Origin of the sequence: Citrobacter sp. Cpo061 (genome assembly GCF_030332845.1) — a bacterium.
Lineage (GTDB): Bacteria > Pseudomonadota > Gammaproteobacteria > Enterobacterales > Enterobacteriaceae > Citrobacter > Citrobacter portucalensis.
Genome location: NZ_JAOWHB010000050.1, coordinates 213,781 through 234,634, shown reverse-complemented (window position 1 = coordinate 234,634; position 20,854 = coordinate 213,781). Strand labels below are relative to the sequence as shown.

Here is a 20,854-nt window from a genome sequence, read left to right as displayed (position 1 = left end):
GTTAACTTGTGATCCAGTATCACCTGAGATATACGGAAGTAATAGTGAATAGATAAAATGAATTGTTCCGGGTTTCTCTACGCATACACCGTTAACGAACATCCTGAAGGAAAAAGTATCAATGCGTCTGCTTAATCGCCTGAACCAGTACCAACGCCTGTGGCTACCCTCGAACGGCGAACCGCAGTCGGTGACCGTCGGGGAACTGGCCGAACGCTGTTTTTGTAGCGAACGCCATGTGCGTACCCTGCTAAAGCAAGCGCAGGATGCAGGCTGGCTGGAGTGGCATGCCCAGTCGGGGCGCGGGAAACGCGGGCAGCTGCGGTTTTTAGTGACGCCAGATTCACTGCGCAACACCATGATGGAACAGGCCCTGCAAAAGGGCGAGCAGCTTAGCGTACTGGAACTAGCTCAGCTGGCGCCGGGCGAATTGAGAACACTGCTACAACCGTTTATGGGCGGTCAGTGGCAAAACGACACGCCAACCCTGCGTATACCCTATTACCGCCCGCTCGACCCCTTGCACCCCGGGTTTCTCCCCGGTCGCGCGGAGCAACACCTCGCTGGACAAGTTTTCTCTGGCCTGACCCGGTTTGACAGCACTACGCAACGTCCCTGTGGAGACTTAGCCCACCACTGGAATATCTCCGCTGACGGCCTGCGCTGGGATTTCTATATTCGTTCCACCCTGTACTGGCATAACGGCGATGCGGTCAGCAGCACACAGCTACATCAGCAGTTGCTGAAGCTGTTAGAACTCCCCGCGCTGAATAAGCTGTTTATCAGCGTAAAGCGCATTGAGGTGACGCATCCCCAGTGTCTGACCTTTATTCTGCATCGTCCCGACTTCTGGTTGGCGCACCGTCTGGCAAGCTACAGCAGTCACCTGGCGCATCCTGAGCACCCGTTTGTGGGTACCGGCCCGTTCCGGCTGACGCTGTTTACTCCTGAGCTGGTGCGTATCGAGAGTCACGATCACTACCATCTGAGTCATCCGCTGCTAAAAGCCATTGAATACTGGATAACCCCGCAGCTCTTCTCCCAGGATCTGGGCACCAGCTGTCGCCATCCGGTGCAAATTGCGATTGGTAAACCCGAAGAGTTGCCTATGCTAAGCCAGGTAAGCAGCGGGATCAGTCTTGGTTTTTGCTATCTCACGCTCAGAAAAAGCGCGCGACTGAATACGCAGCAGGCCCGTAGACTAATAAATATCATCCACCGTTCTTCCCTGCTACAAACGCTTGAAGTGGATGAAAATCTGATCACGCCAAGCAATGCACTGCTCCCCGGATGGACTATCCCGCAATGGGATGAACTCGACGAGGTAGCGCTGCCGGAAAAGCTGACGCTGGCTTATCACCTGCCGGTAGAACTTCACGCTATGGCTGAACAGCTTCGCCAGGCGTTGGCGCTGCTCGGCTGTGAATTAACGCTTATTTTTCATAATGCTAAAAACTGGGATGGCGATCATCCCTTAGCCCAGGCCGACCTGATGATGGGCGACAGGCTGATTGGTGAGGCACCTGAATATACTCTCGAACAGTGGTTGCGCTGTGATCAGCTCTGGTCACATGTATTGAATGCGCCAACATACACACATTTGCAAACGACCCTGGATGCCCTTCAAATTCAGGCCGATGAGGACGATCGCCGCGCGGCTTTACAACAAGTTTTCGCCACGCTAATGCATGACGCTACCCTGACGCCACTGTTCAATTATCACTATCGCATCAGCGCGCCACCGGGCGTGAACGGCGTACGCCTGAATCCTCGTGGCTGGTTCGAGTTTACCGAAGCCTGGCTGCCACCTCCTTCCGCGTGAAGAAGCTGGTCGACGGCACGCCCAGGCGCTACCATAAGGGCTTCGTTATTTTGTCAGGAAAAGCCATGAAACGTGCCGTTGTTGTATTCAGTGGAGGTCAGGACTCCACGACTTGTCTGGCGCAAGCGCTGCATCAGTATGATGAAGTGCACTGCGTGACCTTTGATTATGGTCAGCGCCATCGCGCTGAGATTGATGTCGCACGTGACCTGGCCTTAAAACTTGGCGCGCGCGCGCACAAAGTGCTTGATGTCACATTGCTCAGTGAACTGGCTGTCAGCAGCCTGACCCGCGATAACATTCCGGTACCCGATTACGAACCGGATGCGAACGGCATTCCCAATACCTTTGTGCCAGGACGCAATATTCTGTTCTTAACGCTGGCAGCAATTTACGCGTACCAGGTGCAGGCAGAGGCGGTCATTACCGGCGTTTGTGAGACCGATTTCTCCGGCTATCCGGACTGTCGCGACGAGTTCGTTAAAGCCCTGAACCATGCTGTAAGCCTGGGGATGGCGAAAGATATTCGCTTTGAAACCCCACTAATGTGGATCGATAAAGCCGAAACCTGGGCACTGGCCGATTATTGGGGCAAGCTGGACCTGGTACGCGAAGAAACGCTGACCTGCTATAACGGCATCAAAGGTGACGGTTGCGGTCACTGTGCGGCGTGTAATCTGCGTGCCAACGGCCTGAACCATTATCTTGCGGATAAACCGGCAGTGATGGCGGCAATGAAGCAGAAAACCGGGTTAAAGTGATTGTATTGCCGGATGGCGCTTTGCTTATCCGGCCTACATGCAGTTGCAGCAACTCTTGTAGGCCGGATAAGACGCTTGAGCGTCGCCTTCCGGCAGTCGCAGCCACTACTGCACCATCTGCTCCAGTTTTTCGCGCAACTCCCCTTCCAGCGGCAACGCTTTTTGCGTTTTCAAATCAATACAGACGAACGTAATCAGCGCGTCTGCCACCACCTGCCCTTCTGGCTCCAGGGTAATGGTCTGATTTAACACGCCACTTTTGCCATTTAACTGTTGAACCTGACTGGTGATAGTCAGCAGGTCGCTCAGCACCGCAGGACGGCGGTAGTTGATATTAATATTCACGACCACAAAAGCGATGTTGTGTGCGGTCATCCACTGAAAGCTGTCGCTGTTTTCCAGACCATCCCAGCGGGCCTCTTCCAGAAACTCCAGATAGCGGGCATTGTTAACGTGCTGATAGACATCAAGATGAAAACCACGAACTTTGATTTGTGTTTGCATAGCGCAGGAGCCTTACGTTGTTTTTATAGGAACAGATTTTTGGGTAAAGAGGTCATAACTGGTATGACCTCTACAGTCTGGCAAACTTTCAGCGCTCTGCAAGTTATTAAAGTGTTAAAACTGCCAGGTTACGCTCAACCAGTGAACTGCCCATGCCCGGCACCTGCTTTAAATCGTCCACCGTTTTAAACGGCCCGTACTCCTCACGATAGCTCACAATCGCCTGCGCTTTCTTTAGACCCACGCCATTCATAACTCGCGCTAAATCCTCCGCAGAAGCGTTGTTGATGCTTACCCTGGTGCCCTCATCGTCGCTTGCTTTAGCGGGCAGTGTGGCTTTGCTGTGTGCCGCCCCTGGGTTTTCCGCTTTGGTTTGAGTCGCCTGGCTTTTGGCGACAGGCTCAGCCGCCAATGCGGTTTGGGCCATACCAGCGCAGGTCAATGAAAGAGTGATAAGCAGAGCTTTGATTCCATGTTTCATACTGTTTTCTCCTTGTTTGTTAACAGTGGAATCACGATAGCGAGGTGCAGAACGGCAGACAAACGGCAAATATCAGAAATGGAAAAGGCCGCGAAAGCGGCCTTTGGTAGATACAACTTTTTGCAATTTTTTGCGAACTGCCTCGGTTATTGCTGCTGTTCCAGCGCATCACCGACTTTAATTTTTGCGGCTTTACGCAGGTTGCTCATCAGCGCTTCGAAGACAATCTGCGCGTTGTTCTGAGTGATCCCCTGAACCATCGCTTTCTTCTGCGCTTCAGGCATAGAACCAGCTTTCACCTCGTCCAACGCCAACAGAACAACGTTACCCTGCATGTCGTTCGCGACGCCGTAGCTCGGTTTGTCTTTCGCCGGCAGGCTCAGACCAAAGGCAGCCTGGCTCAGCGGATCCTGACCCGTACGGCTCAGCGTTTTCGCCTCGCCAAAGCTCAGACCCGCCGCTTTCATCGCTTCATCGCCTTTACCGGCTTTCAGATCCACCAGCAGTTTATCGGCATCAAGCTTCGCCTGCTGCTCTGCTTTATTGTGCTTAACGAGCGCAGTTACCTGCTCTTTCACTTCAGCCAGTGGCTTCACGGCTTCGGCTTTGTGCTCTGCAATACGCAGCACGAACGCACGATCGCCGTCCACGGTGATGATATCGGAGTTACTGCCAGGCGTACCGTTCTCACCAACCAGACCACCATTGAAAATGATGTCAGCGACTGGTTTGAAATTCAGTTCTTCCGGCAGGCTGTCACGGCTAAACCAGCCCGTTTCAACCGCTTTCATACCCGCAGCCTGCTCTGCACCCGCCAGAGATTCGTTATCATTGCTGGCCGCGTCGCTGACTTTCTGCTGCAGCGCATAGTACGCATCCAGCGCTTTTTCCTGCTTCACTTTTGCCGCAATCTCGTCACGGGCTTCGCTCAGCGGTTTAACTTGCGCAGGCTGTACGTCGTCAAGACGTGCAACGAGGAAACCAACGGAAGACTTAATTACGCCAGACAGTTGGCCTTTTTCTTTCAGACCAGCATTTTTCAGCTCATCCGGGGTGGTGGAATCTTCCAGCCATCCCATATCGCCGCCTTTACGGGCAGAGATGATATCGGCAGATTTTTCTTTCGCCAGCGCAGCAAAATCACCGCCTTTGTTCAGCTCGTCCAGTACCGCTTTGGCTTCATCTTCCGTTTTGGTCTGAATGATGCTGTAGCGGTTACGCTGCGGCTGAGTGAACTGATCCTGATGCTGGTCATAGTAAGACTGAATATCAGCATCGCTGGCCGTCTCCTGCATTGCAGCAGCGTCCAGCTTGATGTAGCTCACGCGGAACTGTTCCGGCGTCATAAAGTTGTTTTTATTCTGCTCGTAGTAGCTGGCAACTTCCTGCTCGGTAACAGACTGCTTCGCGGCCAGTGCGTTAACGTCAATCGTCGCCTCGCGCACGATACGCTGCTGTGCGACCAGCGCCGCCAGTTCGTCCGTTTCACCTTTCAGCATGAAGTCCGTACCGGCAACACCGTTAATCAGCTGCTGTGTCGTAAGCTGATTACGTAATGCCTGAGCATACTGGTCTGCAGTCATTCCCATTTGATTGACAATCGCGTTGTAGCGGTTGTTATCAAACTTGCCGTCCACCTGGAACGCAGGCGTGGCGAAAATGGCCTGTTTAACCTGATCGTCGCTGATGTTGAGCTTAAGCTCGCGGGAATACTGATCCAGCAGTGCTTCGTCAACAAGACGATTCAGCACCTGCTGACGCAGCGTTTTCATATAACCTTCGTTCGCGGCCAGCTCGGAGTATTGATCGCCCAGCTGTTGCTGCATGCGGTTACGTTCGCTGTTGAACGCATTCTCGAACTGCCCGCGGCTGATCTCCTGGCCATTCACTTTGGCGGCGAAGTTATTGCCTCCGCCAATCAGGTAACCACTCACGCCGGTCAAAATGAACGACACGATAATGATACCGAAAATAATCTTGAGCACGAGACTGTTAGCAGCCGTGCGTAAGCTGTCCATCATGGTGTAACCACACTCCGCTGTAGATGACTATACGCGTTATCCTCTCTGCTGCCCCCGCGTTGATGACAACAACGGCAACAAGGATTTTGAGTATATATGCTTCACGCAGCATAGCGTTTCCTGAACGCTGCGCACAAAGGTCTATTGTGACAAGAAACAGGGGCAATTGTCAGCCCACAACGCGTAGAAAGTACCGGAATTACAAATAAAAAAGGCACATCAGTCGATGCGCCCTTGTACTTCGTCACATCCCCAAAGGGGAAATCACTTAGTTTACCGCGTCTTTCAGTGCTTTACCTGCACGGAAGCCCGGTACTTTAGCCGCGGCGATGGTGATCTCTTTACCTGTTTGCGGGTTGCGACCAGTACGGGCAGCACGCTCTTTAACGGCAAAAGTACCAAAACCTACCAGCGCTACGTCATCACCTTCTTTCAGAGATTCGGTAACAGAAGCAATAATTGCATCTAACGCACGTCCAGCCGCAGCTTTAGAGATATCAGCCCCTGCAGCAATTTTGTCGATCAGTTGAGATTTATTCACTCTTCTCTTCCTCTTTATAATTTATATCGCACCTGAATCCTTCAAAGTGCGACCGCGCAGCAGTTATATCAGGCCTGCCATGCCCTTACAACACCCGTTAATGATGGCAAGCCTAATCCGTTATCTAAATTAGCTATACAAAAAAAGGCTGGCAAGCCCGAAATGGCCTGCCAGCCCTGTTTTTATTAATGCTCTTTGCGCGAGGTCACTATTTTGCCGTCACAACCTGCATTCCAGAGGGTTCATTTTGCAACGCAAGAGTCAGAACTTCCTCAATACGTTTCACCGGGTGAATATTAAGATCGGCAATTACGTTGTCCGGAATCTCTTCCAGGTCACGTTTGTTCTCATCGGGAATTAAGACCGTCTTAATGCCGCCACGGTGTGCCGCCAGCAGTTTTTCTTTCAAACCACCGATAGGCAGAACCTGACCACGCAGGGTGATCTCACCCGTCATCGCCACGTCGGCGCGAACTGGGTTACCGGTAAGACAAGAAACCAGCGCAGTACACATAGCAATACCCGCACTTGGACCGTCTTTCGGCGTAGCCCCTTCAGGTACGTGAACGTGGATGTCGCGTTTTTCGTAAAAGTCCGGGTTAATACCCAGTTTTTCCGCACGCGCACGCACCACGGTCAGCGCAGCCTGAATCGACTCCTGCATGACTTCACCCAGAGAACCGGTGTAGGTCAACTTACCTTTACCCGGTACGCAGGCGGTTTCGATAGTCAGCAGATCGCCGCCCACTTCCGTCCACGCCAGACCCGTCACCTGACCAACGCGGTTTTCGTTGTCCGCGCGGCCATAGTCAAAGCGCTGTACACCCAGATAGTCGTGCAGGTTGTCGCCATTGATCTCAATATGTTTCAGCGATTTATCCAGCAGCAGCTGTTTCACCGCTTTACGGCACAGTTTAGAGATTTCACGTTCCAGACTACGCACGCCTGCTTCACGGGTGTAGTAACGAATAATGCCCACAATGGCGCTATCGTCGACCGTCAGCTCACCTTTTTTCAGCGCATTACGCTCAATCTGTTTCGGCAACAGGTGACGTTTGGCAATGTTCAGCTTTTCGTCTTCGGTATAACCGGACAGACGGATCACTTCCATACGATCCAGCAACGGTGCCGGAATATTCATGGAGTTAGAAGTCGCAACAAACATTACGTCGCTGAGATCGTAGTCCACTTCCAGGTAGTGATCGCTGAACGCCACGTTCTGCTCTGGATCCAGCACTTCAAGTAGTGCGGAAGCCGGATCGCCACGCATGTCGGAAGACATTTTGTCGATCTCATCAAGCAGGAACAGCGGGTTTTTAACGCCCACTTTGGCCATTTTCTGGATCAGTTTACCCGGCATAGAACCGATATAGGTCCGGCGGTGACCACGAATTTCGGCTTCATCACGCACGCCGCCCAGCGCCATACGGATGTATTTACGCCCAGTTGCCTTAGCGATGGACTGCCCCAGAGAGGTTTTACCTACCCCCGGCGGTCCAACCAGACACAGGATCGGCCCCTTGATTTTATTTACACGGCTTTGAACCGCGAGATACTCAAGGATACGGTCTTTGACGCGCTCCAGACCATAATGGTCGGTATCGAGGATTTCCTGCGCCTGACGCAGGTCTTTTTTGACCTTGCTACGCGCATTCCACGGCACCTGTACCATCCAGTCGATGTAGCCACGCACCACGGTCGCTTCCGCCGACATAGGAGACATCATTTTCAGCTTCTGCAGTTCTGCTTCCGCTTTCTCTTTTGCCTCTTTCGGCATTTTCGCCGCGTCGATTTTACGCTTCAACGCTTCGTTTTCGTCCGGTGCATCGTCCATCTCACCGAGTTCTTTCTGAATAGCTTTCATCTGCTCGTTCAGATAGTACTCGCGCTGAGATTTTTCCATCTGCTTTTTCACACGGTTGCGAATGCGTTTCTCAACCTGCAGCAGATCGATTTCAGATTCCATCATCGCCATCAGATATTCCAGACGTTCGTTAACGTCGGACATCTCCAGCACGGACTGCTTGTCAGCCAGCTTCAGCGGCATGTGTGCAGCGATGGTATCCGCCAGACGTGCAGGATCGTCAATGCTGTTCAGCGACGTCAGCACTTCTGGTGGGATTTTCTTGTTCAGCTTGATATAGCCTTCGAACTGGCTGATAGCGGTACGCACCAGCACTTCCTGTTCGCGCTCATCAATAGCAGGCGAGTCAAGGTACTCTGCTTTCGCAGAGAAATGCTCGCCGTTGTCAGACAGCGCAGAAATACGCGCGCGCTGTAACCCCTCGACCAGCACTTTTACGGTGCCGTCAGGCAGTTTCAGCATCTGCAAAATAGAGGCCACGGTCCCGACGGTGAAAAGATCGTTTACACCCGGCTCATCCGTTGACGCTTCTTTCTGTGCGACCAGCATGATTTTTTTATCATGGTCCATAGCCGCTTCCAGACAACGGATAGATTTTTCCCGCCCTACAAATAAGGGTATGACCATGTGCGGATAAACCACCACATCGCGCAACGGCAATACGGGGATTTCAATGCGTTCAGAACGCTCAGGATTCATAGAGCTCTCTCTTAGTTTAGTTTCCGCCAGGTAATCAGGTGGTACGACTGTGCTTCACACCACCTTTAACATGTATGTCAGTATATGGGGATGTTTCCCACACATTCAACGCCATGTTTACGGAAAAATAAAAGGGGAGATAAAATCCCCCCTTTTTAATTAAATGTCTGTATGAATTGATGAATTATTCGCCAGATGCCTGCTGCGCTTCCGGCTTACCGTAAATCAGCAATGGCTTGCTCTGACCGCCAATCACCGACTCATCGATCACCACTTTTTCGACGTCTTCCATAGAAGGCAGATCGTACATGGTGTCGAGCAGCGCGGCTTCGACGATAGAACGCAGACCACGAGCACCGGTTTTACGCGCCATCGCTTTCTTAGCGATCGCATCCAGCGCTTCCTCACGGAATTCTAGATCGACACCTTCAAGATTGAACAGCGCCTGGTACTGCTTGGTCAGGGCGTTTTTCGGCTCTTTGAGGATCTGGATCAATGCTTCTTCGCTCAGCTCGCTCAGCGTTGCCACAACCGGCAGACGACCGATGAACTCAGGGATCAGACCAAATTTGATCAGATCTTCCGGTTCAACCTGCGACAGCAGTTCACCTTCGCTGGCTTTATCAGACTGTGCTTTTACCGTTGCGCCAAAACCAATGCCGGAGCCGGTTTCAACACGGTTAGCAATCACTTTATCCAGACCGGCAAAGGCACCACCGCAGATAAACAGGATCTTGGAGGTATCAACCTGCAGGAATTCCTGCTGAGGATGTTTACGACCACCCTGCGGCGGAACGGCAGCAACCGTCCCTTCGATCAGTTTCAACAGCGCCTGCTGTACACCTTCGCCGGAAACGTCACGGGTAATAGATGGATTATCAGACTTACGAGAAATCTTGTCGATCTCATCGATATAGACGATCCCACGCTGTGCTTTCTGCACGTCGTAATCGCACTTCTGCAACAGTTTCTGAATAATATTTTCAACATCTTCACCCACATAACCGGCTTCGGTCAGCGTGGTGGCATCAGCCATGGTGAACGGAACGTCCAGCAGGCGCGCCAGCGTTTCAGCCAGCAGCGTTTTACCGGAACCCGTCGGGCCAATCAGCAGGATGTTACTTTTGCCCAACTCGACGCCATTGCTGGTGTCGCCATTGCGCAGACGTTTGTAATGGTTGTATACCGCGACCGCCAGCACTTTCTTCGCCTGCTCCTGACCGATAACGTAATCGTCCAGGTGGTTGCGAATTTCATGTGGCGTCGGCAGCGCACTGCGTTCACGGTGCGGTGCTACTTCCTTAATCTCTTCGCGAATGATGTCGTTGCATAAATCAACACATTCGTCGCAGATATACACGGATGGACCGGCAATCAGCTTACGCACTTCATGCTGGCTTTTGCCGCAAAAAGAGCAGTACAACAATTTGCCCGAGCCATCTTTGCGTTTATCTGTCATGGGTCAAAACCTCTTCTTTGTTCTTTGTGCCGCACACGACGACGCAAATGCCATTCTCAGGCGCAAGACGCTAGTCAGCGTTGTGCCGCTCCAGGTAATTATAGCGGCACACCTGCGCACTGGGCATTAATTACGATGGGTCAAAATCGAGTCAACCAGACCGTACTCTACCGCTTCAGAAGCGGAGAGGAAGCGATCGCGCTCGGTATCACGTTCAATCTGCTCAAGAGATTGACCCGTATGATGCGCCATAAGTTCGTTCATGCGCCCTTTTACCTTCAGGATTTCACGGGCATGAATTTCAATATCCGTTGCCTGGCCCTGGTAACCGCCCAGAGGCTGGTGGATCATGACGCGAGAGTTAGGCAGGCAAAAACGTTTGCCTTTCGCCCCGGCGGTCAGCAGGAACGCGCCCATTGAGGCCGCCTGGCCCATACAAATGGTGCTGACGTCCGGCTTAATAAACTGCATGGTGTCATAGATAGACATCCCGGCAGTGATCACTCCACCAGGGGAGTTGATGTACAGGTAGATATCTTTTTCTGGGTTTTCTGCTTCCAGGAACAGCATCTGCGCCACGATCAGGTTAGCCATATGGTCTTCGACCTGGCCGGTCAGAAAAATGACGCGTTCCTTAAGTAGACGAGAATAGATATCAAAAGAGCGCTCACCACGTGAGGTCTGTTCAATGACCATCGGCACCAGCGCCATATGGGGTGCAAAGTTATCTCGTTCGCCGCTGTATGACATTTCCGTCTCCTGGATAAAATTTGAAAAAACCTGCTGTGCTGATTGTAACCTTATGGACGGATTATCAGCTAGTCCCTCAGTAATGGGTACGACATCGCCATAATTCAAGCATAACAATCTTTTGTTGTAACGCTAACACTGAAACGCTGTTTTCGCACTCTTCCCATGCAAAATGCGTGACAAAAAAAAACCCGCCACCAAAAGGTGACGGGCTTGCGTACGAAATTCGAGCTAAAAAAGCGACGAATTACGCCTGCTGGTTCATCAGTTCGTTGAAGGAAGTGGCTTTTTCAGTCACTTTCGCTTTCGCCAGAACGGCTTCAACAGCCTGCTCTTCCAGAGCGACGTTACGCATGTTGTCCATCAGCTCTTTGTTTTTGCTGTAGAACTCAACAACTTCTTTCGGATCTTCGTAAGCAGAAGCCATCTCTTCGATCAGGCCTTTAACGCGATCTTCGTCAGCTTTCAGTTCGTTGGTACGAATTACTTCGCCCAGCAGCAGACCAACAACTACGCGACGCTTAGCCTGTTCTTCGAACAGTTCACGCGGCAGTTCCAGAGCTTGTTTCTCGTTGCCGCCGAAACGTTGTGCAGCCTGACGACGCAGAACGTCGATTTCGCTGTCGATCAGAGCAGCCGGAACGTCGATGTCGTTAGCTTTTACCAGACCTTCGATCGCCTGAGACTTAACGCGGTTACGCACAGCGCCTTTCAGCTCGCGTTCCATGTTTTTACGGACTTCAGCGCGCAGACCTGCTACGGAACCATCTTCAACGCCGAAACGTTTGATGAATTCTTCAGTCAGTTCTGGCAGTTCGCGTTCTTCAACTTTCTTCAGGTTGATAACGAACTTCGCAGCTTTACCTTTCAGGTTTTCAGCGTGGTACTCTTCCGGGAAGGTCACGTCGATAGTGAACTCTTCGCCAGCTTTGTGGCCTTTAACGCCTTCTTCAAAGCCCGGGATCATACGACCCTGGCCCATCGCCAGTACGAAGTCAGACGCTTTGCCGCCTTCGAACTCTTCGCCGTCTACAGAACCGGTGAAGTCGATGGTTACACGGTCTTCTGCATCAGCAGCGCCGTCTTTGTCTTTCCAGGTAGCCTGCTGCTTGCGCAGGGTGTCCAGCATTACGTCAACGTCAGCGTCGGTAACTTCAACAACCGGTTTTTCAACTTCGATTGCTTCCAGGCCAGTCAGCTCAACTTCCGGGTAAACTTCAAACTCTACCGCGTAAGTAAAATCTTCACCCAGTTTGTATTCGCCCGGAACGTAGTTCGGTGCGCCAGCCGGATTGATTTTTTCTTTGATGATCGCGTCAACGAAGTTGCGGCTCATCAGGTCACCCAGAACGTCCTGGCGAACAGACGCGCCATAACGCTGAGCAACAACATTCATCGGTACTTTTCCTTTGCGGAAACCGTCAATACGCACTTTCTTCGCTACGTTGACCAGCTCGCTTTTCACAGCGGTCTCGATGCTGTCAGCAGCGATAGTAATCGTTACACGGCGGCCAAGGCCTTGAGTGGTTTCAACTGAAACTTGCATCTTGTTACCTCAAAAAATCACAGTGCTCGGTCAACTCTTCTCCGCAAGCACAGGTTGTTGGCTTCGCGGAACTGGGATGTTCTCATAAGCAATCACATTCCCTGTCGTCAGAATCATCCCGAAGACATTCCGAAAAATAAGACGCGCATTATAGCGGCATCACTTTTATGAGTCGAGAACGGTTATCGCGCGTTGCTGCGGCTTTTTTCACAATTCCCGGCTAATTTTTGTCTGAATACTGTACGACTGCCCCAGAATTCAGACAAAACAAAACGGCCCGCAGGCCGTTTTCACATAATCTGTAGCAACATACTGGAAAAGCGTCGGTTGTTGCAAATCCGTTTTTACGCGATGCTTCCCGCTCCACGACACGGAGGCGATGCAAAAATCGTATCCTGCAACGCTTCCCACTCCTTAATAGTGTAGGTATGCAGGGCAAGCGCATGAACGGTTGTGGAAAGCTCCGCCGTTAACGTGCTGTAAATCATCCGATGACGATTAAGAAAACGTTCACCTGTAAAGCGATCGCTAACCAGTACAACCTTAAAGTGGCTTTCAGAACCAGCCGGGACATTGTGACGATAGCTTTCATCCACAACTTCGAGGAACACGGGTTCGAACGCTGCCCTTAATTTTTCTTCTATTTGCTCACGAATCATCATGAAATTTTTCCTCCGACAACGCTGAGATGTCACCCATCCCTTTAAATACTAGCCGCTTTTACCGTTTTCATTACACCTTAGCAACAAAAAATTAGCGCTTGTCTGATTTTCTCATTCAAACGGATGAAGTTCACTGATTCCTCACTCCAATTTATTGCAAAAAGTCCGTTTATAGTCTCCACAAAGTCATAAAACGGACAACACAATGAATTTACATGCGTTACCCACTTCCCCTCATCGTTGGCGATGTTATGATGGCGGGAATTTTCTCTAACCATACAATTTAGATTCGCTGAGAGCCCTGGCATGTTTAAAAAAATCCTCGTCCCGTTTGTCGCACTGTTTATGTTAGCTGGATGCGCAACGCCGCCGACTACTATTGAAGTCTCCCCGAAAATTACCCTGCCGCAGCAGGACCCGAGCCTGATGGGTGTGACCGTTAGCATCAACGGTGCCGACCAGCGCCAGGATCAAGCGCTGGCAAAAGTCACCCGTGACAACCAGCTGGTAACCCTGACCGCGTCCCGCGATCTGCGTTTCCTGCTACAAGAAGTGCTGGAAAAACAGATGACCGCACGTGGTTATATGATTGGACCAAACGGTGCAGTCAACCTGCAAATCATTGTTAACCAGCTGTATGCTGACGTGTCTCAGGGTAGCGTGCGCTATAACATCGCAACCAAAGCAGACATCGCCATCATCGCGACCGCCGCCAACGGCAACAAGATGACCAAAAACTACCGCGCAAGCTATTCTGTTGAAGGTGCCCTGCAGGCCTCTAACAAAAATATCGCTAACGCCGTTAACAGCGTACTGACCGACACCATCGCTGATATGTCTCAGGACACCAGCGTTCACGATTTCATCAAGCAGAACGCTCGTTAATTTCTGCCCATATGGCCCGGCGTTCGTCGGGCCTATAGAAGCCCATGTCCAGTCAATACTTACGTATTTTTCAGCAACCACGTTCAGCTATCCTGCTCATTCTGGGGTTCGCCTCCGGTTTACCGCTCGCACTCACCTCCGGTACGCTTCAGGCGTGGATGACCGTCGAGAATATCGATCTTAAAACCATCGGTTTCTTTTCCCTGGTCGGTCAGGCCTATGTATTTAAATTTCTCTGGTCCCCGTTGATGGACCGTTACACGCCACCGTTTTTAGGTCGACGTCGCGGCTGGCTGCTGGCGACCCAGGTGCTGTTGTTAATTTCTATCGCCGCGATGGGCTTTCTGGAGCCTGGCACACAGTTACGCTGGATGGCCGCACTCGCAGTAGTGATCGCTTTTTGCTCGGCATCGCAGGATATCGTCTTTGATGCCTGGAAAACCGACGTATTGCCCGCAGAAGAGCGCGGCACCGGCGCGGCTATTAGCGTGCTGGGCTATCGATTAGGGATGCTGGTTTCAGGCGGATTGGCCTTGTGGATGGCCGATCGCTGGCTGGGCTGGCAAGGGATGTACTGGCTGATGGCTGCGCTGTTGATTCCCTGTATCATCGCCACCCTGTTAGCACCTGAACCGACTGACACCATTCCAGTGCCTAAAACGCTGGAACAGGCAGTTGCGGCTCCGCTGCGAGACTTCTTTGGTCGTAACAACGCATGGCTGATCCTGCTGCTTATTGTGCTGTATAAGCTCGGGGATGCTTTCGCCATGAGCCTGACCACCACCTTTTTAATCCGCGGCGTTGGGTTTGATGCGGGTGAAGTTGGCGTGGTGAATAAGACGCTGGGGCTACTGGCGACCATTGTTGGCGCGCTGTACGGTGGGATCCTGATGCAGCGCCTCTCTCTGTTCCGCGCATTGCTTATTTTCGGCATCCTGCAAGGGGCGTCGAATGCGGGCTACTGGCTACTGTCCATCACTGACAAACACATGTTCAGCATGGCGGCGGCCGTCTTCTTTGAAAACCTGTGCGGCGGAATGGGCACGGCGGCATTTGTCGCTTTATTAATGACGCTGTGCAATAAGTCCTTCTCAGCGACCCAGTTCGCCCTGCTCTCCGCGCTTTCAGCCGTTGGTCGCGTTTACGTTGGCCCGGTAGCGGGTTGGTTTGTCGAAGCACACGGCTGGCCGACGTTTTATCTGTTCTCCGTATTTGCCGCGATCCCCGGCCTGATACTGCTGCTGGTATGTCGCCAGACCCTGGAACATAGCTGGCAAAATGAAAGCTTCATTCCGCGCACGGAATTTCGTGGAGCATACAGTCTGGCATTAATGACGTTGGTAGTGGGCTGCTGCCTGCTGCTGGTTTGGCTGCTGCTGTTAACCATGAACGCGATGGATTACACCAACTTCTCCTTCCTGCCGGAACTGCTTGAAGTCTCAGTGGTAGTCGCGGTCTGCGGGGTCGTTTTTGGTGGATTGCTGGATTATCTGGCACTGCGAAAAACGCGTCAGGCGTAAAAAAACCGCATTAATATCGCCGTTGTAATCACCCTGCGTAATTATAACGGCGAAATAAGCAACAACTGCTAAAAATAATATTTGTTATTTTGTGCGCCAAAGAATTTGGAAATTATTGACGCCTTTTATATATACTATTTCCCTTACTCGATTCAGCCACGAAAGATTTATTTTTTGTTCCTCAATTGTCCGTTTATTGATAATCAATTGTTAATCAATTGTTTTATTTTCGTATTGGTTATACCAATTGCCCTCAGTACGTCCCCCACCTGCCCGCTTTCGTTATAACGTGATGTTGCAACAGGTTCTTAAAGCCAAAGCGACATATATTGCAACATATGTGACATGCACGGCAGAACCCAGTAACACAGATCTAGAGATGTTTACAGTAATGTAACCTTCCCGTAAAATGCCCTCACACTTTAAACGCCACCCGGTCCCGTGGAATTGAGGTCGTTAAATGAGACTCAGGAAATACAATAAAAGTTTGGGATGGTTGTCATTAATTGCAGGCACTGCATTACTCAGTGGCTGTAATTCTGCGCTGCTTGACCCTAAAGGACAGATTGGACTGGAACAACGGTCATTGATACTGACGGCATTTGGCCTGATGTTGATTGTCGTTATTCCCGCCATCTTGATGGCTGTTGGTTTTGCCTGGAAGTATCGTGCAAGCAATAAAGATGCGAAGTACAGCCCGAACTGGTCACACTCCAATAAAGTGGAAGCTGTGGTCTGGACGGTGCCGATCTTAATCATCATTTTCCTTGCCGTTCTGACCTGGAAAACCACTCACGCTCTTGAGCCAAGCAAACCGCTGGCGCATGACGAGAAGCCCATTACCATCGAAGTGGTTTCCATGGACTGGAAATGGTTCTTCATCTATCCGGAACAGGGTATCGCTACCGTGAATGAAATCGCCTTCCCGGCGAATACTCCGGTTGAATTCAAAGTGACTTCCAACTCCGTGATGAACTCCTTCTTTATCCCGCGTCTGGGTAGCCAGATTTATGCCATGGCCGGTATGCAGACTCGACTGCATCTGATCGCCAACGAAGTCGGTACTTATGATGGTATCTCCGCAAGTTATAGCGGACCAGGCTTCTCCGGTATGAAGTTCAAGGCTATCGCAACAAAGGACCGCGCCGAATTCGACCAATGGGTTGCTAAAGCTAAACAGTCCACGAACACCATGAGCGACATGGCAGCGTTCGAGAAAGTGGCTGCGCCAAGCGAATACAACCAGGTGGAATACTTCTCCAACGTGAAACCGGATTTGTTTAAAGATGTTATTAACAAATTTATGGCTCACGGTAAGAGCATGGACATGACCCAACCCGAAGGTGAGCACAGCGCACACGAAGGAATGGAAGGCATGGACATGAGCCACGCGGAATCCGCTCACTAAGGGGCCGAGGAAGAATACGATGTTCGGAAAATTGACGCTGGATGCAGTTCCGTTCCATGAACCTATTGTCATGGTTACGATTGCTGCCATTATCATCGGTGGTGCGGCCTTACTGGGCCTTATCACTTACTTCGGTAAGTGGACCTACCTGTGGAAAGAGTGGCTGACTTCTGTTGACCACAAACGCCTTGGCATCATGTATGTCATCGTCGCAATCGTCATGTTGATTCGTGGCTTTGCCGACGCCATCATGATGCGTAGTCAGCAAGCGCTGGCTTCTGCAGGTGAAGCGGGCTTCCTGCCACCTCACCACTACGACCAGATCTTCACGGCTCACGGCGTGATTATGATCTTCTTCGTGGCAATGCCATTTGTTATCGGTCTGATGAACCTGGTGGTTCCGCTGCAGATCGGCGCACGTGACGTTGCATTCCCGTTCCTGAACAACCTGAGCTTCTGGTTCACCGTTGTCGGCGTAATCCTGGTTAACCTTTCTCTGGGCGTGGGTGAATTCGCGCAGACCGGTTGGCTGGCGTATCCGCCACTTTCGGGAATAGAGTACAGTCCAAGCGTCGGGGTCGACTATTGGATATGGGCAGTCCAGTTGTCCGGTATTGGTACAACTCTGACCGGTATCAACTTCTTTGTGACCATCATTAAGATGCGTGCACCAGGAATGACCATGTTCAAGATGCCAGTGTTTAGCTGGGCATCTCTGTGTGCAAACATCCTGATTATCGCTTCTTTCCCAATCCTGACGGTTACCGTCGCGTTGCTGACCCTGGATCGCTATCTGGGCACCCATTTCTTTACCAACGATATGGGCGGCAACATGATGATGTACATCAACCTGATTTGGGCCTGGGGCCATCCGGAAGTGTACATTCTGGTTCTGCCAGTCTTCGGCGTGTTCTCCGAAATCGCAGCAACCTTCTCGCGTAAACGTCTGTTTGGTTACACCTCGCTGGTGTGGGCAACCGTGTGTATCACCGTTCTGTCGTTCGTTGTTTGGCTGCACCACTTCTTCACCATGGGTGCAGGCGCTAACGTAAACGCCTTCTTCGGTATCACCACCATGATTATCGCCATCCCGACCGGGGTGAAGATCTTCAACTGGCTGTTCACCATGTATCAGGGCCGTATCGTATTCCACTCAGCAATGCTGTGGACGATTGGCTTTATCGTCACCTTCTCAGTCGGCGGCATGACCGGTGTACTGCTGGCGGTGCCGGGTGCGGACTTCGTTCTGCACAACAGTCTGTTCCTGATTGCGCACTTCCATAACGTTATCATCGGCGGCGTCGTATTTGGATGCTTCGCTGGTATGACCTACTGGTGGCCAAAAGCGTTTGGCTTCACGCTGAACGAAACTTGGGGTAAACGCGCATTCTGGTTCTGGATCATCGGCTTCTTCGTAGCATTTATGCCACTGTACGTGCTGGGCTTCATGGGTATGACCCGTCGCCTCAGCCAGCAGATTGATCCACAGTTCCATCCGATGCTGGTCGTTGCCGCCTGCGGCGCCGCGCTGATTGCACTGGGTATCCTGTGCCAGCTGATTCAGATCTTCGTTTCTATTCGCGACCGCGAGCAGAACCGTGACCTGACCGGTGACCCATGGGGTGGTCGTACGCTGGAGTGGGCAACCTCTTCCCCGCCTCCGTTCTATAACTTTGCCGTTGTGCCGCACGTTCACGAGCGTGATGCCTTCTGGGAAATGAAAGAAAAAGGTGAAGCGTACAAGCAGCCTGCGCACTATGAAGAAATTCATATGCCGAAGAACAGCGGTGCCGGTATCGTCATTACCGCCTTCGCAACACTGTTTGGTTTCGCCATGATCTGGCATATCTGGTGGCTGGCGATTGCAAGCTTCGCAGGCATGATCATCAGCTGGATTGTGAAAAGCTTTGATGAAGACGTGGATTACTACGTGCCGGTCCCGGAAGTCGAAAAACTGGAAAACCAGCATTTCGATGAGATTACTAAGGCAGGGCTGAAAAATGGCAACTGATACTTTAACGCACGCGACTGCCCACGCGCACGAACACGGGCACCACGATGCAGGCCAGACCAAGATCTTCGGATTCTGGGTCTACCTGATGAGCGACTGCATTCTGTTCTCTATTCTGTTTGCAACCTATGCCGTTCTGGTGAACGGCACCGCAGGTGGCCCGACAGGTAAGGACATTTTTGAACTGCCGTTCGTTCTGGTTGAAACATTCCTGCTGTTATTCAGCTCCATTACTTACGGCATGGCAGCGATTGCCATGTACAAGAACAACAAGAGCCAGGTTATCTCCTGGCTGGCGTTGACCTTCTTGTTCGGTGCCGGATTCATCGGGATGGAACTCTATGAATTCCATCACCTGATTGTTAACGGTATGGGCCCGGATCGCAGCGGCTTCCTGTCTGCGTTCTTCGCGCTGGTCGGTACTCACGGTCTGCACGTCACCTCCGGTCTTATCTGGATGGCAGTGCTGATGGTGCAAGTTGCTCGTCGCGGCCTGACCAGTACTAACCGTACCCGCATCATGTGCCTGAGCCTGTTCTGGCACTTCCTGGATGTGGTGTGGATCTGTGTGTTCACTGTTGTTTATCTGATGGGGGCGATGTAATGAGTCATTCTAACGAGAGCGGCGGCGCATCCCATGGCAGCGTAAAAACCTACATGACAGGTTTTATCCTGTCGATCATCCTGACGGTCATTCCGTTCTGGATGGTGATGACAGGTTCTGCCTCACCGGCCGTCATTCTGGGAACTATTCTGGCAATGGCAGTGGTACAGATTCTGGTGCACCTGGTGTGCTTCCTGCACATGAATAGCAAATCTGATGAAGGTTGGAACATGACGGCCTTTGTCTTTACTGTGCTAATCATCGCCATCCTGGTTGTGGGCTCCATCTGGATTATGTGGAACCTTAACTACAACATGATGATGCACTAAGAGCGGCGATTATGATGTTTAAGCAATACCTGCAAGTAACGAAACCAGGCATCATCTTTGGCAACCTGATCTCGGTGATTGGGGGATTCCTGCTGGCCTCGAAAGGCAGCATTGATTATCCCCTGTTTATCTACACGCTGGTTGGGGTGTCACTGGTTGTGGCGTCGGGTTGTGTATTTAACAACTACATCGACAGGGATATCGACAGGAAGATGGAGAGGACCAAAAACCGCGTGCTGGTTAAAGGTCTGATTTCCCCTGCGGTCTCGCTGGTATACGCCACCCTGCTGGGTATTGCTGGCTTTATGCTGCTGTGGTTTGGCGCGAACCCTCTGGCCTGCTGGCTGGGGGTAATGGGCTTCGTGGTCTATGTGGGCGTTTATAGCCTGTACATGAAGCGCCATTCCGTTTATGGCACGCTGATTGGCTCACTCTCCGGCGCTGCGCCGCCGGTGATTGGCTACTGTGCCGTAACCGGTGAGTTCGATAGCGGTGCGTTGATTCTGCTGGCTATTTTCAGCCTGTGGCAGATGCCGCACTCTTACGCGATTGCGATTTTCCGCTTCAAGGATTATCAGGCTGCCAACATCCCGGTACTGCCGGTGGTGAAAGGTATTTCGGTCGCGAAGAACCATATCACGCTGTACATCGTGGCGTTTGCTATCGCCACGCTGATGCTAACCCTGGGCGGCTATGCAGGTTATAAATACCTGATTGTTGCCGCGGCGGTGAGCGTCTGGTGGTTGGGCATGGCGCTGCGTGGTTATAAAGTGGAAGATGACAGAGTCTGGGCGCGCAAGCTGTTCGGTTTCTCCATCATCGCCATTACCGCGCTTTCCGTGATGATGTCCGTCGACTTTATGGTGCCAAACTCGCAGAACCTGCTGACTTACGTCTGGTAAGTTAATCGTCACACCTTCTATGCCGGATGGCGGCTGACGCCTTATCCGGCCTACCAAAAAGCATATAGCTTGTAGGCCGGATAAG

Annotated in this window: 18 protein-coding genes; 9 read left to right on the top strand and 9 right to left on the bottom strand. The window is 51.6% G+C overall.

Translation table 11 applies throughout. From position 1 onward, the window contains the following. The first annotated feature begins 121 nt into the window (after positions 1-121). Positions 122-1,822, top strand: coding sequence for an SgrR family transcriptional regulator (locus OGX97_RS16020; protein ID WP_235124951.1), 1,701 nt, complete (start codon positions 122-124; stop codon positions 1,820-1,822). A gap of 65 nt (positions 1,823-1,887) precedes the next feature. Then, positions 1,888-2,583: a 7-cyano-7-deazaguanine synthase QueC gene (queC, locus tag OGX97_RS16015; protein WP_003021638.1), complete on the top strand. Its 696-nt coding sequence runs from the start codon at positions 1,888-1,890 to the stop codon at positions 2,581-2,583. A 105-nt stretch (positions 2,584-2,688) separates the two neighbouring features. On the opposite strand, the gene fadM is transcribed toward queC, so the two are convergent. The 9 genes from fadM to bolA all read right to left on the bottom strand — a co-directional run bounded on the left by fadM (position 2,689) and on the right by bolA (position 13,110). Then, the gene (gene fadM, locus OGX97_RS16010; protein ID WP_003021636.1) at positions 2,689-3,087 is read right to left on the bottom strand and encodes a long-chain acyl-CoA thioesterase FadM; all 399 of its coding nucleotides are present in this window, start codon (positions 3,085-3,087) and stop codon (positions 2,689-2,691) included. Positions 3,088-3,193: 106 nt separating this feature from the next. Then, on the bottom strand, positions 3,194-3,568 hold the full coding sequence (locus OGX97_RS16005) for a helix-hairpin-helix domain-containing protein (RefSeq protein WP_235124954.1): 375 nt from the start codon (positions 3,566-3,568) through the stop codon (positions 3,194-3,196). 146 nt (positions 3,569-3,714) lie between these two features. Then, positions 3,715-5,589 (bottom strand): peptidylprolyl isomerase, encoded by a 1,875-nt coding sequence (gene ppiD, locus OGX97_RS16000; protein ID WP_235124962.1) that lies wholly within the window; start codon positions 5,587-5,589, stop codon positions 3,715-3,717. 268 nt (positions 5,590-5,857) lie between these two features. Further along, on the bottom strand, positions 5,858-6,148 hold the full coding sequence (gene hupB / locus OGX97_RS15995; protein WP_219352570.1) for a nucleoid-associated protein HU-beta: 291 nt from the start codon (positions 6,146-6,148) through the stop codon (positions 5,858-5,860). A gap of 190 nt (positions 6,149-6,338) precedes the next feature. Continuing rightward, a complete protein-coding gene (lon, locus tag OGX97_RS15990; RefSeq protein WP_003831014.1) occupies positions 6,339-8,693 on the bottom strand; it encodes an endopeptidase La in 2,355 nt (784 codons plus the stop codon). Between the two features lie 184 nt (positions 8,694-8,877). Further along, entirely contained in the window at positions 8,878-10,152 is a 1,275-nt protein-coding gene (gene clpX / locus OGX97_RS15985) for an ATP-dependent protease ATP-binding subunit ClpX (protein ID WP_003831013.1), read from the bottom strand. A 126-nt stretch (positions 10,153-10,278) separates the two neighbouring features. Then, a complete protein-coding gene (gene clpP, locus OGX97_RS15980; RefSeq protein WP_003021624.1) occupies positions 10,279-10,902 on the bottom strand; it encodes an ATP-dependent Clp endopeptidase proteolytic subunit ClpP in 624 nt (207 codons plus the stop codon). 247 nt (positions 10,903-11,149) lie between these two features. Next, positions 11,150-12,448: a trigger factor gene (tig, locus tag OGX97_RS15975; RefSeq protein WP_003021622.1), complete on the bottom strand. Its 1,299-nt coding sequence runs from the start codon at positions 12,446-12,448 to the stop codon at positions 11,150-11,152. 344 nt (positions 12,449-12,792) lie between these two features. Next, the gene (gene bolA / locus OGX97_RS15970; RefSeq protein ID WP_003021619.1) at positions 12,793-13,110 is read right to left on the bottom strand and encodes a transcriptional regulator BolA; all 318 of its coding nucleotides are present in this window, start codon (positions 13,108-13,110) and stop codon (positions 12,793-12,795) included. Positions 13,111-13,416: 306 nt separating this feature from the next. Between bolA and OGX97_RS15965 the strand changes: the two genes are divergently transcribed. The 7 genes from OGX97_RS15965 (at position 13,417) to cyoE (ending at position 20,769) form a co-directional block, all read left to right on the top strand. Beyond that, a complete protein-coding gene (locus tag OGX97_RS15965; RefSeq protein ID WP_032941838.1) occupies positions 13,417-13,995 on the top strand; it encodes a lipoprotein in 579 nt (192 codons plus the stop codon). Between the two features lie 44 nt (positions 13,996-14,039). Further along, positions 14,040-15,515, top strand: coding sequence for a muropeptide MFS transporter AmpG (ampG, locus tag OGX97_RS15960; RefSeq protein WP_057067572.1), 1,476 nt, complete (start codon positions 14,040-14,042; stop codon positions 15,513-15,515). A 460-nt stretch (positions 15,516-15,975) separates the two neighbouring features. Then, positions 15,976-16,923 (top strand): cytochrome o ubiquinol oxidase subunit II, encoded by a 948-nt coding sequence (gene cyoA / locus OGX97_RS15955; protein WP_032942534.1) that lies wholly within the window; start codon positions 15,976-15,978, stop codon positions 16,921-16,923. Between the two features lie 19 nt (positions 16,924-16,942). Beyond that, complete coding sequence (gene cyoB / locus OGX97_RS15950) at positions 16,943-18,934, top strand: cytochrome o ubiquinol oxidase subunit I (protein ID WP_003831008.1); 1,992 nt, start codon at positions 16,943-16,945, stop codon at positions 18,932-18,934. Further along, complete coding sequence (locus tag OGX97_RS15945; RefSeq protein WP_003831007.1) at positions 18,924-19,538, top strand: cytochrome o ubiquinol oxidase subunit III; 615 nt, start codon at positions 18,924-18,926, stop codon at positions 19,536-19,538. The genes cyoB and OGX97_RS15945 overlap by 11 nt, the downstream gene beginning before the upstream one ends. Next, positions 19,538-19,867 carry a cytochrome o ubiquinol oxidase subunit IV gene (locus OGX97_RS15940; RefSeq protein WP_003831006.1) on the top strand — a complete coding sequence of 110 codons (330 nt, stop codon included), beginning with the start codon at positions 19,538-19,540 and terminating at the stop codon, positions 19,865-19,867. The genes OGX97_RS15945 and OGX97_RS15940 overlap by 1 nt, the downstream gene beginning before the upstream one ends. Before the next feature lie 11 nt (positions 19,868-19,878). Continuing rightward, positions 19,879-20,769, top strand: a complete 891-nt coding sequence (gene cyoE / locus OGX97_RS15935; protein WP_003831005.1) for a heme o synthase — start codon at positions 19,879-19,881, stop codon at positions 20,767-20,769. Positions 20,770-20,854: the final 85 nt, after the last annotated feature.

Bases quoted from the DNA above. Each gene is read 5' to 3' on its own strand.
- clpX (WP_003831013.1), bottom strand. From the start codon at position 10,152: ATGACAGATAAACGCAAAGATGGCTCGGGCAAATTGTTGTACTGCTCT.
- ppiD (WP_235124962.1), bottom strand. From the start codon at position 5,589: ATGATGGACAGCTTACGCACGGCTGCTAACAGTCTCGTGCTCAAGATT.
- OGX97_RS15945 (WP_003831007.1), top strand. From the start codon at position 18,924: ATGGCAACTGATACTTTAACGCACGCGACTGCCCACGCGCACGAACAC.
- cyoB (WP_003831008.1), top strand. From the start codon at position 16,943: ATGTTCGGAAAATTGACGCTGGATGCAGTTCCGTTCCATGAACCTATT.
- queC (WP_003021638.1), top strand. From the start codon at position 1,888: ATGAAACGTGCCGTTGTTGTATTCAGTGGAGGTCAGGACTCCACGACT.
- OGX97_RS16020 (WP_235124951.1), top strand. From the start codon at position 122: ATGCGTCTGCTTAATCGCCTGAACCAGTACCAACGCCTGTGGCTACCC.
- lon (WP_003831014.1), bottom strand. From the start codon at position 8,693: ATGAATCCTGAGCGTTCTGAACGCATTGAAATCCCCGTATTGCCGTTG.
- ampG (WP_057067572.1), top strand. From the start codon at position 14,040: ATGTCCAGTCAATACTTACGTATTTTTCAGCAACCACGTTCAGCTATC.
- bolA (WP_003021619.1), bottom strand. From the start codon at position 13,110: ATGATGATTCGTGAGCAAATAGAAGAAAAATTAAGGGCAGCGTTCGAA.
- cyoA (WP_032942534.1), top strand. From the start codon at position 15,976: ATGAGACTCAGGAAATACAATAAAAGTTTGGGATGGTTGTCATTAATT.
- clpP (WP_003021624.1), bottom strand. From the start codon at position 10,902: ATGTCATACAGCGGCGAACGAGATAACTTTGCACCCCATATGGCGCTG.
- OGX97_RS15940 (WP_003831006.1), top strand. From the start codon at position 19,538: ATGAGTCATTCTAACGAGAGCGGCGGCGCATCCCATGGCAGCGTAAAA.
- OGX97_RS15965 (WP_032941838.1), top strand. From the start codon at position 13,417: ATGTTTAAAAAAATCCTCGTCCCGTTTGTCGCACTGTTTATGTTAGCT.
- fadM (WP_003021636.1), bottom strand. From the start codon at position 3,087: ATGCAAACACAAATCAAAGTTCGTGGTTTTCATCTTGATGTCTATCAG.
- cyoE (WP_003831005.1), top strand. From the start codon at position 19,879: ATGATGTTTAAGCAATACCTGCAAGTAACGAAACCAGGCATCATCTTT.
- OGX97_RS16005 (WP_235124954.1), bottom strand. From the start codon at position 3,568: ATGAAACATGGAATCAAAGCTCTGCTTATCACTCTTTCATTGACCTGC.
- tig (WP_003021622.1), bottom strand. From the start codon at position 12,448: ATGCAAGTTTCAGTTGAAACCACTCAAGGCCTTGGCCGCCGTGTAACG.